The sequence below is a fragment of the Martinezella sp. CNPSo 3732 genome (assembly GCF_057784515.1).
The window spans coordinates 46,403-62,036 of sequence record NZ_JBXSOO010000007.1 but is presented as its reverse complement, the minus strand read 5'-3'; the positions used below and the strand labels follow the sequence as shown (position 1 = coordinate 62,036).

11 protein-coding genes are annotated in these 15,634 nt (G+C 59.8%); 3 read left to right on the top strand and 8 right to left on the bottom strand.

Translation table 11 applies throughout. The features are described 5' to 3' along the window. Nucleotides 1-24: 24 nt before the first annotated feature. The 4 genes from AC13RM_RS14880 to AC13RM_RS14865 are packed head-to-tail and all read right to left on the bottom strand — an operon-like array spanning nucleotide 25 to nucleotide 5,135. On the bottom strand, nucleotides 25-1,710 hold the full coding sequence (locus AC13RM_RS14880; protein ID WP_374819255.1) for a dipeptide ABC transporter ATP-binding protein: 1,686 nt from the start codon (nucleotides 1,708-1,710) through the stop codon (nucleotides 25-27). Then, a complete protein-coding gene (locus AC13RM_RS14875) occupies nucleotides 1,707-2,576 on the bottom strand; it encodes an ABC transporter permease (protein WP_374819253.1) in 870 nt (289 codons plus the stop codon). Before AC13RM_RS14875 ends, AC13RM_RS14880 begins: the two co-directional genes overlap by 4 nt. Next, nucleotides 2,573-3,526 (bottom strand): ABC transporter permease, encoded by a 954-nt coding sequence (locus AC13RM_RS14870; protein WP_374819251.1) that lies wholly within the window; start codon nucleotides 3,524-3,526, stop codon nucleotides 2,573-2,575. The genes AC13RM_RS14875 and AC13RM_RS14870 overlap by 4 nt, the downstream gene beginning before the upstream one ends. Further along, a complete protein-coding gene (locus tag AC13RM_RS14865; RefSeq protein WP_374819249.1) occupies nucleotides 3,504-5,135 on the bottom strand; it encodes an ABC transporter substrate-binding protein in 1,632 nt (543 codons plus the stop codon). Before AC13RM_RS14865 ends, AC13RM_RS14870 begins: the two co-directional genes overlap by 23 nt. Nucleotides 5,136-5,720: 585 nt before the next feature. Between AC13RM_RS14865 and eglC the strand changes: the two genes are divergently transcribed. Continuing rightward, nucleotides 5,721-7,157 (top strand): endo-1,3-1,4-beta-glycanase EglC, encoded by a 1,437-nt coding sequence (gene eglC, locus AC13RM_RS14860; protein WP_374819247.1) that lies wholly within the window; start codon nucleotides 5,721-5,723, stop codon nucleotides 7,155-7,157. A gap of 89 nt (nucleotides 7,158-7,246) precedes the next feature. Here eglC and AC13RM_RS14855 read toward each other — a convergent pair whose 3' ends face one another. The 4 genes from AC13RM_RS14855 to htpG all read right to left on the bottom strand — a co-directional run bounded on the left by AC13RM_RS14855 (nucleotide 7,247) and on the right by htpG (nucleotide 13,573). Next, entirely contained in the window at nucleotides 7,247-8,557 is a 1,311-nt protein-coding gene (locus AC13RM_RS14855; protein ID WP_374819245.1) for an HlyD family type I secretion periplasmic adaptor subunit, read from the bottom strand. Continuing rightward, complete coding sequence (locus AC13RM_RS14850; RefSeq protein WP_374819243.1) at nucleotides 8,554-10,293, bottom strand: type I secretion system permease/ATPase; 1,740 nt, start codon at nucleotides 10,291-10,293, stop codon at nucleotides 8,554-8,556. The genes AC13RM_RS14855 and AC13RM_RS14850 overlap by 4 nt, the downstream gene beginning before the upstream one ends. Nucleotides 10,294-10,628: 335 nt before the next feature. Next, nucleotides 10,629-11,402 carry a siderophore-interacting protein gene (locus AC13RM_RS14845; RefSeq protein ID WP_374819241.1) on the bottom strand — a complete coding sequence of 258 codons (774 nt, stop codon included), beginning with the start codon at nucleotides 11,400-11,402 and terminating at the stop codon, nucleotides 10,629-10,631. Nucleotides 11,403-11,683: 281 nt separating this feature from the next. Continuing rightward, nucleotides 11,684-13,573 carry a molecular chaperone HtpG gene (gene htpG / locus AC13RM_RS14840; RefSeq protein ID WP_374819239.1) on the bottom strand — a complete coding sequence of 630 codons (1,890 nt, stop codon included), beginning with the start codon at nucleotides 13,571-13,573 and terminating at the stop codon, nucleotides 11,684-11,686. 323 nt (nucleotides 13,574-13,896) lie between these two features. Between htpG and AC13RM_RS14835 the strand changes: the two genes are divergently transcribed. Both AC13RM_RS14835 and AC13RM_RS14830 read left to right on the top strand, forming a co-directional pair. Beyond that, a complete protein-coding gene (locus AC13RM_RS14835; RefSeq protein ID WP_374819237.1) occupies nucleotides 13,897-14,535 on the top strand; it encodes a hypothetical protein in 639 nt (212 codons plus the stop codon). A 205-nt stretch (nucleotides 14,536-14,740) separates the two neighbouring features. After that, complete coding sequence (locus AC13RM_RS14830; RefSeq protein WP_488555227.1) at nucleotides 14,741-15,625, top strand: helix-turn-helix domain-containing protein; 885 nt, start codon at nucleotides 14,741-14,743, stop codon at nucleotides 15,623-15,625. The last annotated feature ends 9 nt before the right edge of the window (nucleotides 15,626-15,634 follow it).

Below are 15,634 nucleotides of genomic sequence, written 5' to 3'. Positions count from 1 at the left end.
ACGGACCACATTGCGGCCAGATCTTTATTGGCGCGAAAACCTCGGCACGGATGCAATAAGTTCGCGCGTATAGGCATGGCGAGGCCGTTCGAAGACCTCCTCCACAGATCCAGCCTCGACGACCGCTCCCTGCTTCATGACGACGATCCGGTGGCTGATATGCTGGATTACCCCCAGATCATGCGAAATGAACATCATAGACAGGCCGAGCCTTGCCTGCAGATCGACCAATAGATCCAGAACCTGGGCTTGCGTCGTGACGTCGAGTGCCGAAACGGGCTCGTCACAAATCAAAAGCTTCGGCGCGGCCGCAAGAGCCTGGGCGATCGATACGCGCTGGCGCTGGCCGCCGGAAAGCGCAGTCGGCCTCCGGGCGAGCAAATCCGGCGGCAACCCGACCAGATCCATTAGACCGATAATCTTCTCGCGGCGCTCCGATCTGCCGAGACCGCCATGAAGCAGCAGGGGCTGCTCGATGATGCGCTCGACGGTGAAGCGTGGATTGAACGAGCTCAGCGGGTCCTGGCTGATCGTTTGTATTCCCGCTCTGAGGGGGCGGCGCATGCGTTCGGAAAGCGCGCTCCACGGTCGTCCCTCATAGAACACCTCCCCCGCATTCGGCTGCTGCAGCGCCAGCGCGATCTTGCCGAGCGTCGTCTTGCCCGAACCGGATTCACCGACGACACCCAGCGTTTCGCCACTATCGATATGAAGCGATACGTCGCTGACGGCGCGCAGAAGGCTGCCATCCGCGTGCCTGAAGCTCATCGATACGTTGCGTATCTCCAGCAGACGCTCGCCCGAGCGAACAGGCTTCCGGAGAGGCAAGGGCGTATCCGGGGCGCTGAGGCGACGGCCGCGATTGGCCGCTGTCGGTACGGCTGCCAGGAGCTGCCGGGTGTAGTCATGTTGTGGATCTGACAGGACGCTGTGCGCCGGGCCTGTTTCCACCAGCCGGCCCTTTTGCATCACGGCGACCCGATCGGCGAGCTGCGCCGCAACGGAGAGATCATGCGTGATCAGGAGGATGCCGTGGCCGGCAGCGGCCAGTTCCTTGAAGATGGCGAGCACTCTTTTCTGGACGCTGACATCCAGCGCCGTCGTCGGTTCGTCGGCGACGAGCAAGCGCGGCTGGCCGGCAAGGGCTGAGGCAATCAATGCCCTTTGCCGCAATCCGCCGGACAATTGATGCGCATATTGCCCCATCCGCAAATCCGGGTCGGGAACACCGACGCGTTCCAGCAATTGCACGACATGTTGCGATACGAGCGAGCGTGGTGCCAGTCGATGCGTGAGGATAGGCTCGGCAATTTCGCGACCGATGGTCCTCAAGGGATCGAGCGATACGAGCGCATCCTGGAGAATGAAACCGATTTCCCGCCCACGCACATGGCGCCAGGCTTTTTCCGACAGGCCGAGGAGGTTCAACGGGCCACCATCATGGGCGGCCAGCTCCATCGTCTCGGCCTTTATCGTCGAACGTGGCCCGGCAAGACCGACAATCGCGCGCGCGGTCACAGATTTTCCAGATCCGGATTCGCCAACCAATGCGAAGATCTCGCCGGGTGCGATTTGCAGCGACAGGTCGCGAACCGCGTCCACTCGGCCCTGCGGGGTCTGAAAGGCCACATTCAACCCTTTGATCGCAAGCAGCTGGGACGGCTCGGAAGTGGCGGTCTGAAAGTTTCGCAGGCCGGACTGAATATTCATCGCAGATCTCCCGTTGCGAGAAGGGTCTGCAATCGACGGCCAAGGAGCGTGATCGAAATGACGGAAAGCGCGACCACCGTTGCCGGCAACAGGCTGGTCCAGGGCGCGATATCGAGAAAATTGCGGCCATTGGCGAGGAGCGCACCCCATTCCGCCGCCGGGGGTACGACGCCCAGGCCAAGGAAGCTCAAGGCCGAAGCGGACAGTACCGAACTCCCTACACCAACCGTCGCAAGGATGAGAAGCGGCCGGATAGCATTGGGGACGATATGCCGGCTGATGATCGTCCACGGATGCTCGCCAAGTGCCACAGCATGTTCGACATAGCCCGACAGCCTGATGTGAAGCACCTGCGAGCGGATCAGCCGGGCATAGCCGGCGATGCTGGCAAGCCCAACTGCCAACAGCGTGTTGCCAGGCCCGCGGCCGAGAACTGCGATCACCAGCAGCGCAAGCAGCATTTCCGGAAAGGCAAGCAGGATATCGATGATGCGCAAGAGAAGCCGGCCGATCGGCCTCGGAGCCAGCGCAGCCGTCGTTCCCAATACGATACCGCCGAGGCTGGCAATCAGGGTCGCCCCGATGCCGATGGTGAGGGACTGCGAGGTTCCGTAAACGACGCGTGAAAACAGATCCCGCCCCAGTTCGTCCGTTCCAAACCAATGTTGCCCATCAGGCGGCAGCAGGATCACATTCGGATCGACTGCCTCAGGATCGAGCGTAGAGAGCCATTGTGGCGCCCAGACCGCAACACAAAGAAGGACGACAAAGGTGAAGGGAACAAGCAGTCCGAAAGACAGCCAGACGGGGCGTCTGCGCGTGATGCGGCGCTGCTGCCCGCGTTCTGCCAGCACGACATCGCTCAAAGGCCTATCCTCCTTAGACGTGGATCGATCACAAGGTAGAAAGCATCGACCAGCAGATTGACGATGACGAAGACAAGGGCGGACAACATCACCAGACCGAGGATCAACGGCATGTCGCGGGTCTTGATCGCCTGAAGCGTGATCTGCCCGATTCCCGAACGGCCGAATACCGTCTCGGTCAGGATCGAACCCCCGAGGGTACTGGCGAGCAATGTGCCGGTAAGGGTCGAGGCCGCCAGTGCGGCGTGCCGCAAACCATGCCTAACACGCAAGACCGTCTCGCCGACGCCGCGTGTCCGAACGGTCAGAGAAAACGGCTGGGACAGTGCCTCCTCCAGGCCGTCGCGCAATACCTGGCTCAAGAGTGCGGCGAGCGGCAGGCTCAAGGCAATGGCGGGCAGCACAAGCGCCGATGGTCCATCATTGCCTGTGACCGGAAACCATTCCAGCCTGAAGCTGAAGACCGTCAGCAGGACGATGCCGATCCAATAGACGGGCGTGCTCAGAAGGATCAATTCTATTCCCGAGGACAGCAATGTCAGGCTTCTACGACGGCCGGCTGTCGCGAGAGCCACGCTGATCGCCAGAAGAAGAGCAAGCGCGATCGCGCTTCCGGCAAGCTGCAATGTCGGTCCGGCGGCTTCATAGATCACCTCGGAAACGGGCTGACGATATTGATAGCTTTGCCCGAAATCGCCGCTCATAGCCTTGCCGATATAATGCGCATATTGCAGCGCGAGCGGCTGGTCGAGACCATACTGATGCACCAATGCGGCCCGTTCCGCCTCATCGACGACATTCTCCCCGCCAGCCAATATTGCGACTGGATCGCCGGGAATGAGCTTCACGGCGATAAAGGCAATCGTCGCCGCGCCCCAAAGCACGGCAACGATCACCCCGGTCCGCCGCACAGCGGTTTGGAAGAGCTTAGCGATCCAACCAGGCATCATAGAAATTCGGCTTCGCATTGGTGGCCCAGGAAATGCCATTCAGGCTCTTCGAGGCCCCGAGCTGATAGGCGGCCACGAAAAGCGGTACGGCATAGGCCTGCTCGATCACTTCCTTCTGCACCTCCGCATAAAGCTTCTTGCGTTCGGCATCGGAAGCCCCGACCGCTTTCGTCAGCTTTTCGTCGAGGCTTTTGACACGAGTCACATTCTGACCGGCTGGAGGAATATAGGCCGAATGGAATACCGTGCGCAGGATATCGGGCTCCGCACGCACATAGTAGAACGAGGTCAGATCGTAATCATTGGCATTGGTGCGCGCGGTCAAGCCGCCGGAATCGACCGGATCGAGCTGAAGGTCAAAGCCCGCCTGCCGCACCTGATATTGAACGGCCTGCGCCAAGGTCACTTCCGTCGCGGCAAGCGAGGTGCTGTCATAGACATAATGCAGGGTCAGCCGGCCGCCGTCCTTCTTGCGGACACCATCGGCGTCCTTCTGCGACCATCCTGCCTCATCAAGCAGCCGGTTGGCTTTTGTCAAATCGAAGCCCCATGAGCGGGAGATGTCATGGTCATAATAGAGCGTCGACGGGCCGAGGATATTGTCGGCCGGCTTCAAGGTTCCGAAGAAGGCGGCCTTGACCGCTGCGGGTCCATTGACGGCGCTCTGGAAAGCCTGCCGCACCTTCAAGTCCTGAAATGGTCCCTTCGAGGTGTTCAGGAAATAGGCGCTGTTGACGCCTGGGTTTTCCCGCGTCACCACCTGCAGCTTGCCGTTACCCTGAACGGAGCGATAATTTGCCGGCGGCACCGCGTCGATCGCCTGCAGCTGACCGCTTGCCAGCGCACCGAGACGCACGGAAGCCTCCGGCAGATATTTGAAGACGATCTGATCGAAATGAGCCGGCCCCTTATGCGCGGCATAGCCGGGACCCCAATTGTAATCCGCACGGCGGCTCAGCTTGCTTCCGCTGCCTTTGGTAAAATTGTCGAGCACGTAAGGACCCGATCCGATGACGGTATTCGTCGTGCCCTGGGCCTTTTGAAGATAGGTCGGAGACTGGATACCGAGATAGGGAAGGCTCAATCCCTGCAGCAAGGGAGCAAAGGATTGGCGATAACGGATCACGACCGTATGGCTATCCGGCGCCTCGATCTTGTCGATCGGTCCGAGCAGCGACTTGGCATAGCTCGATGTCGTCTTCGGATCGAGAATGCGATCGAAATTGAATTTGACGGCGGCTGCGTCGAGCGGAGTGCCGTCGCTGAACGTCACGCCCTGACGCAGATGGAAGGTATAGACGGTATTGTCGCCGCTGATGTCCCAGCTTTCTGCCAGCCACGGCGTGAACTTGTTGTCTTCGGCCTGCCCGACAAGCGAGTCGACGATATTACGGGTAATCAATGCCGTGACGGAATTGCCCGTGATCGACGGGTCGATAATGGAGGCATCCGTTGCCAGCCCGACGTTGAGAACACCACCATCGATCGGCTTTGTCGTATCGGATGCGGCATTTGCAATAGTGCCCATCATCGTCAGAAAAGAAAATGCAAGGGCAATGCGGATCTTGCTTCGCCCGATAGTCTTCGCGCTTGAATGCGTTTTTCTCATATCCCGTCCCTATTTTGGCTGCCACGACATCGATCATTCGGCCAAGAGGCCACTCGATATCGCTCAAACTGAACGGCATCATATTTGTCTATAAAAATACTAGACTAAAGGCATTGTGATGCGTTTATGCAAAGACAGGCGGAAATCCGTTTCAAGATCGCTGAGGACGTCGGCAGCAAGCTCGCCCGTGGCTCGTTCTTTGGCGTTGGAATGCTCTCGAGCAAGCTATGAGGCAGCTCAAAGCGATGCAGATGCCATACACCGTCGTCACCAAGAAGTTCGCCGATCAAGCCGGGATTGCGATGGACTATCTGAAGAAGCGGAAATGGTCGAACAAGCCCGGATGTCGCCGCCAAGGTGAAGGCCGCCCTCTAAAATCTGAATTTGGGGACGCGGTGAGCAACCGCGTCTCCTGCCTCAGCCCCATGTGCGTGAATGCCTCAATCAACGCTTTTGGACAGCTTGGCGAAAAAACTTGGCCGCGGGGGTGGGCAGAAAAACAATGCACGCTATTTGATGCATATGAGCGGGGAGAAATATTAGCTCGGTGGAGGAGGTCGTCCGGCACGAAGGAAGAGGATTCTCATGCCCAATTCAGTTTTGAATGCCCTTGGACAGCCACTTTACTATAGCGACACGTCGACAGGCTTCTTTTCCGCCACCGGCTCCGGCCCGGTGCTTAACGGCACCGCCGGCAATGACTCCATGTGGGGTGACGCCTCCGTCAACGTGACGATGATGGGCGGCACCGGCGACGATATCTACTATCTCTATTCCAGCATCAATCACGCCTATGAGGCGCCCAATGCCGGCATCGATACCATTAATACCTGGATGGATTATACGCTGCCCGAAAATTTCGAAAATCTCACCGTCACCGGCAACAACCGTCATGCCTATGGCAATGACGCCGACAACATCATCACCGGCGGCAGCGGCAGCCAGACCATCGATGGCGGTGCCGGCAACGACGTGCTGACAGGCGGCGGCGGGACCGACACCTTCATCGTCAGCAAGGGCAACGGCAGTGACCTCATCACTGATTTCAGCGATGACGACAAGGTCAGGCTCAATCAATATGGCCTGACATCGTTCGATCAGGTTGTCAGCCATTCCACGCAGGAAGGCGCCAATGTCCGGCTCGATCTCGGCAATGGCGAAAGCCTGGTCTTCGCCAACAAGACCATCTCCGACCTGCATGAAGACCAGTTTCAGCTCGGGCTCGACAGATCGTCGCTGACGCAGACCTTTTCGGATGATTTCAACACGCTCTCGCTGCACGAGGGAACGCAGGGCACCTGGGATGCGAAATATTCCTGGGCGCCGGACAAAGGCAGCAGCCTGAATGACGAGCTGCAATGGTACATCAATCCGTCTTATGCCCCGACCGCATCTGCAAACCCCTTTTCCGTCTCCGACGGCGTTCTGACGATCACGGCGAAGCAGACGCCGGATGCCTTGAAATCGATCGTCGAGAACCACGATTATACGTCAGGCATTCTGACCACTCATTCCACCTTCTCGCAGACCTACGGATATTTCGAAATGCGGGCAGAGATGCCGCACAATCAGGGCGTCTGGCCTGCCTTCTGGCTGCTGCCGGAGGATGGCTCCTGGCCGCCGGAACTCGACGTGGTGGAAATGCGCGGGCAGAATCCGACCACCGTCAATGTAACGGTACATTCGAATGCCACCGGCGAGCACACGAAGACGTCTATTCCGGTGGAAGTGCCGAGCACCGATGGCTTTCACAATTACGGCGTGCTCTGGGACAAGGATCAGATCGTCTGGTATTTCGATGACGTTGCCGTTGCCCATGCCGATACGCCGGCCGATATGCACGGCCCGATGTACATGTTGGTCGACCTCGCCGTCGGCGGTGTGGCGGGCACGCCTTCGGATGGCCTCCCGAACGGGTCCGAGATGAAGATCGACTACATCAAGGCCTATTCCCTGGACGATCATGCCACCCAGCTTGCCGCCTCATCCCAATCCGCGCATACGACGGATTGGCATATCTGACCGGCCCAAAACTCGATATTTTCCAGGGCGGCCGTTCGACGCAAATCGGGCGGCCACCGGGGAAATAACGCAGCTCAGTCGAGACCACCCTAATCCTCCCTGAATGCCCGCCTGATCTGATCGGTCATCGGCTTTGTCAGATAGGCAAGAACGCTTCTCTCGCCCGTCTGCAGAAAGGCCTCCACCGGCATGCCGGGCAATGGCGTCAGGGCTCCGAGCCTTTCCCATTCAGGCTTTGCCACCTTGACCCGTACGACATAGTAGCTTTGCCCCGAACGCTGATCCGTCGTCAGATCCGCCGAGATCGTATCGACATGCCCGTTCAATTCCGGGGTGATCCGCTGATTGAAGGCAGGAAAACGCAGAGAAACCGCCTGCCACGCGGTAATCTGGTCGATATCCTGCGGAGCAAGTTTCAACTCTGCGACCAACGCGTCCTTATCCGGAACGATCTGCAGGATCGCTTCTGCCGGCGAGATCACCGCTCCCTCGGCATGGATGCTTAGCTGGTCGACGATGCCAGCCTGCGGTGCCTTGATGTCGATCCGCTTCAGATCATCTTCTGCCGCGATCAGACGCTCGGAAAACTGACCGCTATCGCTTTCCGCCTGGCGCAATTGCTCGGACACTTCCGAACTGCGATCGGCATCGATCTGCAGGATCTGCAGCTCGGTCTCCGCGATCTTGCCGCGGGTCTGGGCGATGGACGACACGAGGTTTCCGAGATCGCCGTTCAGCGAAGCGCTTTCACGCTGCAACGAGTAGACCTTCGTCGCCGAAATGATGCCCCGATTGAGCAGGCCTTCGAGGCTTCCCAGCTCCTTGGCGATGAGCGTGATTTCCCGCCGCTTGCCCTCTTCCTGCGCAACAAGTCCCTCGATCTCCCGATTGAGTTGTTGAATGCGCTCGTGCAGCTGTGATTTCTGCCCGTCGCGCGATGCCTGTCGATCGAAAAAGAGCCGACGCTCGCCGGCTAGAATGGCAGCGACATCCTCGTTTCCGGCGGACGAGAGGAGATCGGCCGGAAAGGCGATCTCTTGCTCGCCATCGCGCTCCGCCGTCAGGCGCGCCGTGCGGGCGGAAAGCTCGTTGATTCGCTTGCGGATGATGGAGAGATTGGCTCGGGTCTGGGTGTCGTCAAGCCGGACGAGCACCTGGCCGGCAGCGACATGATCGCCGTTTTTCACCAGGATCGCACGGGCGATCCCGCCCTTCAGGTGCTTCACTGGTTTTACATAGCTGTCGACGACGAGCGTGCCGGAGGCGACGACCGCACCGGCGATCTTCGTTGCGGCGGCAAGGCCGCCCATGACGCCGAATAACAGTAGAATGGCAACTATCACCAGCAGCGACAAGCGGCGAATCGTCCGTTCGGTCGATGGCGCGGCCTTGTCGATCATCCGTGCGTCTCCCCGCCGGCAATGGCCAGATGAGCCGTTCCGAGCTGCTTGGGCGACGGACCGAGGATGTCCTTCTTCGGCCCGAATGCCTGGACCTGGCCGCCGGCAACGATCATGACCGTATCGGCGGCGGCAAGAGCGCTCGGCCGATGGGCGATGACGATCGCAATGCCGCCTCTCTCCTTCACGCCTGCAAGCGCCGCCGTCAGTGCCGCCTCGCCTTCAGCATCCAGATTGGAATTCGGTTCGTCGAGAACCACCAGAAACGGATCGCCGTAAAGCGCCCTTGCCAGAGCGATACGCTGCCTTTGCCCGGCCGAAAGGCGCGATCCGCCTTCACCGATCTTCGTATCGAAGCCATCCGGAAGCTTGACGATCATGTCGTAGACACCTGCCGCCTTCGCCGCGGCGATGATCGGCTCGGTTCGCATGCCTTCGGCGAAACGTGAAATGTTCTCGGCGATCGAGCCATCGAAGAGATCCACATCCTGCGGCAGATAGCCGATATGCTGCCCAAGCTCGTCGCTATCCCATTGCGACAGCGCGGCACGATCCAGCCTCACCGTGCCGATGGCGACCGGCCAAAGGCCGCAAATCGCGCGGGCCAGCGAAGACTTGCCCGATGCGCTCGGGCCGATGATACCGAGCACCGTCCCGGCTGCTATCTTGAACGAGATGTTGCGCAGGATAAGGTCGCGGCCACCCGGAGAGGTCACGCTAATATTCTCGACGCTGAGCTCCCGCGATGGCGATGGCAAGGCGAATGCCTGTGGCTCAGGCGGCGCGGCATCAAGAAGTTTGGCAAGCCGCGTCCAGCCCTGGCGAGCGGCAACAAAGCCCTTCCACTGGGCAATTGCGAGCTCGACGGGCGCCAGCGCTCGCGTCAGCAGGATCGAGCTGGCGATGATAATGCCTCCCGTCGCTTCCTGACGAATGACGAGGATCGCGCCGACGGCGAGAACGCCGGACTGAAGCATCATGCGCGCGATCTTCGCGGCAATGGTCAGCGCTCCGACGCGGGTACTCGCTATCGCCTGATGCTTGAGATAACCCTCATTCATCGCGGCCCACTTCTCGGTTAGGCGGCCGGAAAATCCCATGGCAATTGCGACTTCCCAATTCCGCCGCGCCGCCTGGGCGAAGCCGAGACGCGCCGCCGAAGACTTGGCCGCCTCCAGGGCCGGTCTGCGCGACAGTATTTCGGCAGCCACGGTAATGACGACGAGCAGCAAGGCGCCGCACAAAGCAGTGAAGCCGATCCAGAAATGGAACAGAAAACAAAGGATCAGATAGAACGGCACCCACGGCAGGTCGAAAAGCGCGGTCGAGCCGCTGCCGGAGAGGAAGGAGCGGATCTGCTCCAGATCACGCACCGATTGCAGCCCATCGTCCGACGTCTGTTTTTTGCTCGGCAGGAACAGAAGCGCGCCAAAGACCTTCCTGTTTAAACGCTCGTCTAGCGACATTCCGATGCGCACAAGCAGCATGGATCGCAGGAATTCGATCACGCCCTGAAAAAGATAGAGGGTCACGACGATGATGACGAGACCGGACAGCGTCGGCAGGCTATGGCTCGGAATGACCCGATCATAGACCTGCAGCATGAAGAAGGAGCCGGTCAGCGCCAGCACGTTGATGGCGGCGCTCGCCAGGGCGATACCGATGAAAGCCTTGCGAAGCGCCGACAGCATCAGCGCAACGAATGTTTGCGGCGGGTCTTTCGGGACGGCAAGCACCTTGCGTCGATCCTCAACATTGGCCGTCGCGCACGGCAGGATTTACATGACGCCCAAAACACCGCCTCCCGCTCGGTGCGATGGACCTGCAAAGCGATCGGCTATGGCCTTCGCCATAATTCCCGCTTTACGCCTAACCTTCGGCGATCCCATGCAATTTAGGAAGTCGAAATCTATCCAGAACGGAGTTTCGGTGAACCTAACCTTATCGCGGAACGCCTTGTCCACTTGCGGGACAATTGTGCCATGAAATGGGGCGGCAGCCTGTTCCGGCAAGATGCCTGACCCATCATATTGGGATGAGCAGGCGGCGTCTTGCCGCCTGCCTCCCGCGTTCAATCGAATTTCTCCGTCGTATCCGCCTTGCCCTTAACCCAATAGCCGGATGCCTTGATCCAGCTCAGCGGGTAGCCGCGTTCTTCGACGAGGTAGGAGCGCAAGGCGCGCGTGACGGAAGCCTCAGCGGCAATCCAGACGAACGTGCCGGAAGCCACATCGATCGACTGAAGTATCTTCAGAAGCGAGGACGGATCCGTTGCCTCCGAGAGAGGCCGATATACCCAGCGCATATCCAGCTGCGCATCGGTTTGAAACGCCTGATGTTCGCGCGCATCGGCAACTGCCCCGATCGCCGTTATGCGCGCCCCTGCACGAGCCTCTTCAATCCGGCGGCCGATGGCCGGCAGCGCCGTCTCGTCGCCGATCAGCAGCCAATTCTCGATCTCTGTGGACACAACGGCCGAGCCGCGAGGGCCGCCGATCTCCAGCCTGTCGCCGACGGAAGCGTCGAGCGCCCATTGCGTGGCCGGTCCTGCCTCGTGGACGGCAAAATCGATGACGAGTGTGCGTGCATCGGTATCGTATTGGCGAGGTGTATAGTCGCGCCGCTCCATCTCCTCGCCCGCTCCCGGCACCAGAACCTTGATGTGGTCGTCGGGCGCCAGGCTGACGAAATCGGCGAGATCTTCGCCGGCCAGCCGGATGCGCAGCATGCCGGGGGTGATCCTGTCGATGGCCGTTACCGTCAGGGAGCGCCGCTTCAGTTCATGGCGCACGCGCTCGATCTTCGGAACGGAGATGGCCGTGTTGGAATTATGGGGGGTATCCATGAGTGTCCTTTCGAGGCGCTTCGATCTCGATCCGCAGGACACAGTCGCGCAGACCGAAGCCGCAGAGCCGTTCGATCATACGCGTTGAGTGACGTTAACGCTTACGTGGCTGGACGATATCAAGCCAATCTGCGTCACCTATAGAAGAAGAATTCTTACACCGCAACAAAAAGATGATTTTTCTAGACAAGTTTTCTGAGCCATAGAAAATCGAGCGCCATCGCAGGCCTCTGCGGAGCAGATCGGCACGGCTGCTTCGAACCGTGCCGATCTCCATGGGATTACTGCAGCGCTTTCTCCATCAAACGCGCCAGCCGCTCGGCAAAGGCACGCGGATCGGCAGGCTTGTCGCCGTCCAGAACACGAGCCTGATCGAGCAGCAGGAAGGCAGCATCGTCGCGCAGGGACGGCGCATCCGCCTTGGCGGCAATCGCCTTGACGACCGGGTGATCCATATTGATCTCAAGGATCGGCTTGGCGCCGGACTGCAGGCGGCCGGCCCCCTGCAGGATCTTTTCTAGCTGGCGATCATAGCCCTGCTCGGAGGCAACGAGGCAGACAGCGCTTTCGATCAGGCGGTCGGAGGCGCGGACATCGGATACCTCGTCGGCAAGCTTCTGCTTGGCATAGTCAAGGAAAGCCTGCACGTCCGCGGGTGCGCTTTCGCTTTCCGGCTTGTCTTCATCCTGCTTCTTGAACTGGGCGAGATCCGCCGAGCCTTGCGTGATCGACTTGAAGCTCTTGCCTTCGAATTCCGGTGCATTGGTCACCCAGAAGCTGTCGACGGAATCGGTCAACAACAGAACTTCTATGCCGCGGGCACGGAAACCTTCAAGCTGCGGCGACGCCTTCAGCTGCTCCAGGCTGCCGCCGACCAGATAATAGATCGACTGCTGACCTTCCTTCGCATCCCTGACGTAATCGGCAAGCGAACGATAGCCATCTCCCGAGGTAGTCGTGCGGAAGCGCGAGAGCGCCAGAAGCTGTGAGCGACGCTCGAAGTCCTCGTAGAGGCCTTCCTTGATGAGGCTGCCGAAATTCCCCCAGATATTCAGGAAGGCGTCGTGATCGCTCTCGGCCTGCTTCTCGATCGCCGTGATGATGCGATTGGTCACGCCTTTGCGGATCGCAGTCAGGATCGGGCTTTCCTGGATCATCTCGCGCGAGACGTTGAGCGGCAGGTCGGACGTATCGACGAGACCGCGCACAAAGCGGAGATAGCGCGGCAGCAATTCGGCTTCATCGGTGATGAAGACGCGCTTCACATAGAGCTTCATGCGGCCCTTGCGATCGGGATCGAAGAGATCGAACGGCTGCGAACCGGGCACGAAGGCAAGCGCGGAATATTCATGGCGGCCCTCGGCGCGGAAATGCACCGTCAGCGCCGGCTCGTCATACTGGCCGGAAACGCCGCGATAGAAATCGGTATATTCCTCGGACGTGATGTCGTTCTTCGATTTCGTCCAGAGCGCGGTGCCGTCGGTCAGCTGCGTCGCTTCCTCGCCGGGCTTCTCCGCGATCTTGATCGGCACCGGGACATGGCCGGACTGCTCCTTGACGATACGCTCGACGCTCCAGCGCGAAGCATAGCTCTTGGCATCTTCCATCAGATGCAGCGTGATGCGGGTGCCGCGCACCGGCGCTTCGCTGACGTCAACAGGCGCAACGCTGTAGCCGCCCTTGCCGTCGGAAGACCAGAGCCAGGCATCCTCGGCACCGGCGCGGCGCGAGATGACGTCGACGCGGTCGGCAACCATGAAACAGGAATAGAAGCCGACGCCGAACTGGCCGATGAGCTGCGCACCCTCGCCCTGCTTGTTGGCTTCGATACGCTCCATGAAGGCGCGCGTGCCAGAACGGGCGATCGTGCCAAGCGCCTCGATCATCTCGTCGCGGCTCATGCCGATGCCGTTATCCTCGACAACGAGCTTGCCGCCATCGGCATCGAGCGTCAGCAGGATGCGGCTGTCGGGATCGTTGGCAAGCAGGCCGGGATGGGCAATCGCTTCGTAGCGCAGCTTCTCGCAGGCATCGGCCGCGTTCGAGATCAGCTCGCGCAGGAAGACATCCTTGTCCGAATAAACCGAGTGAACCATCATATGCAGAAGGCGGGCAACGTCGGCCTCGAAAACGTGGCTCTCGGCGGTATTTTCTGCGGTGGTGGTCGTCATAAGCGTCTAGTCTCCTGGGAATAAAAAAGTCGCGCCGCACAGGTGGCGGAAGACGAGGGAAATTTCAAGCTTGCGTTGTCTCACGGAGCTCAAAACGAGCAAATAGGCCCGCTTTCGCGTGCGGAAGCGTTCACACGACGCTTCTGTCACGGGCTTTTCACGCAGGATTGACATCAGTGCGGCCCGACTGCGGCACGGTGCCGCAGTCACTGCCATAAATTTGGCAGAGGCGAGACCAAGATCGAAAGGGTCGCATCGATCGGCGCTCCAAGCCATTCAAGCGGGAGCGGATCCGACATGCTCTCAACGCAAAGGAGATCATCGTGCTAACCCTCCGCAATGCATTTCTCATCGGCGCCGGCCTTATCACAGCCACAGGATTGGCGAGCCAGGCCGTCGCTCAGCAGAAGATTGAGCAATCCGCCAATACGCACCAAATGACAGTTCGCCTGCCGGACGGCTCGCTGGAATTGATCCGCTACAGCGGCGCTCAGCAACCGACGATTACCTTCCGGGACGGTCCGGCGTCGATGGCGGGCTTTGCTCCATTCGACGACATCTCGCCCTTCGCCGACATAGAACGTATCTCGGCTGCCATGGATCGCGAGGCTGCAGCCCTGATGAATGATCCCCATCTTTTCGCGCCGTGGCCGGATGGCTCGGATAATCTCATGAAGATCGATCTGTCGAAGCTCCCCACAGGCGTGAAAGGATATACGGTCATCTCCACCACATCGGCCAAGGGCACCTGCACTCGAACCGTGGAGTATTTCAGCTCCGGCAGCGGCAAACCTCGGGTCGAGAAAACGAGCTCCGGAAGCTGCGGCCCGGCTCAGAGCCTGGCTACCCGGCCGGCACATGCCATTGCGCCTCAGCCATCTCCCAACCATCAGCCGTCCAACGTGATCCAGGCTTCGTTTCAGCCCGATGCAAAAACGGTGAGATTGGCAGGTCTGTTCTAGGATACAGACCCCAAGTCGGCAGTATCGATCTCAAAGGCGGGATGCTCGAAAGGGCATCCCGTTTGTATTTGGAGACGCGGGTGGAGATATTTTTGCATGGCAATCGCCCTCGCGACCATGCGGATTGCTATCCGGGCAGTGTTGCTATAATAACTTGAGTTTAATTTGAAGGATTATTGCACAAAGGCGACGCCGGAAGCAGCAAATGACGTTTCAGCCGAGAATGCAGAACAAGATCGGAGGCTTTTCCGTCATCGGCGGTATGCATCGCCGCTACTGGAACGGCATGGTTGCCGATATCTGGAACGTCAATTGCGCCGCACAGGCCGGCGGATATTATGTGGCACGCGATCCGCGCCTGTTCATCCTTCTGGAACAGCGTGGTGCAGGCAAGACCAATGTCCGCCCCTCGCCTCGCGCGCAGGCCCAGCTGCAGGATTATAGTAGCGGTCGCATCTCCTATATCCCCGCCGGCATGGAGCTCTGGGTCGACATGGCAGGCGTCGAATTCGTACGCCACCTCGATATTCATTTCGATGCTGGGGTTGTCAGCCAACGCCTGATGGAAAATATCGATCCGGCACAGCTCGACCGGCCGCAGCTGCATTTCAACGACCCGCGGGTGATGGCGCTCGCCGAGCTTATCGCCGCCGAATGTGAAAACCCCGAGCCGCTGCACGATCTCTACGGCGATGGTCTGACGCTTTCGCTTTTGATCGACGTGCTGCAGTTACGCGGAACCCAGCCACGCAAACGCAGCGGCCTTGCTACCTGGCAGCTGCGGCGCGCGGTCGATTATATCGAAGAGAACTGCACGCGCGCCATCCGGCTGGAAGAACTGGCGGCGCTGACCGGCCTCTCGCAGTCGCATTTCAGCCACGCCTTCAAGGCGTCGACGGGTCTGCCGCCGCATCAATGGCAAACGCAGGCCAGGCTCGAACGGGCGAAGCATCTTCTTCTGAACAGCGAGATGCCGTTGACGACCGTCGCCGTCGAAACCGGCTTTGCCGATCAGGCGCATTTCACCCGTGTCTTCCGCAAGAATGTCGGCACCGCGCCCGCCAGTTGGAAGCGGAGCAGGCTTGCCTGAAAACCACAC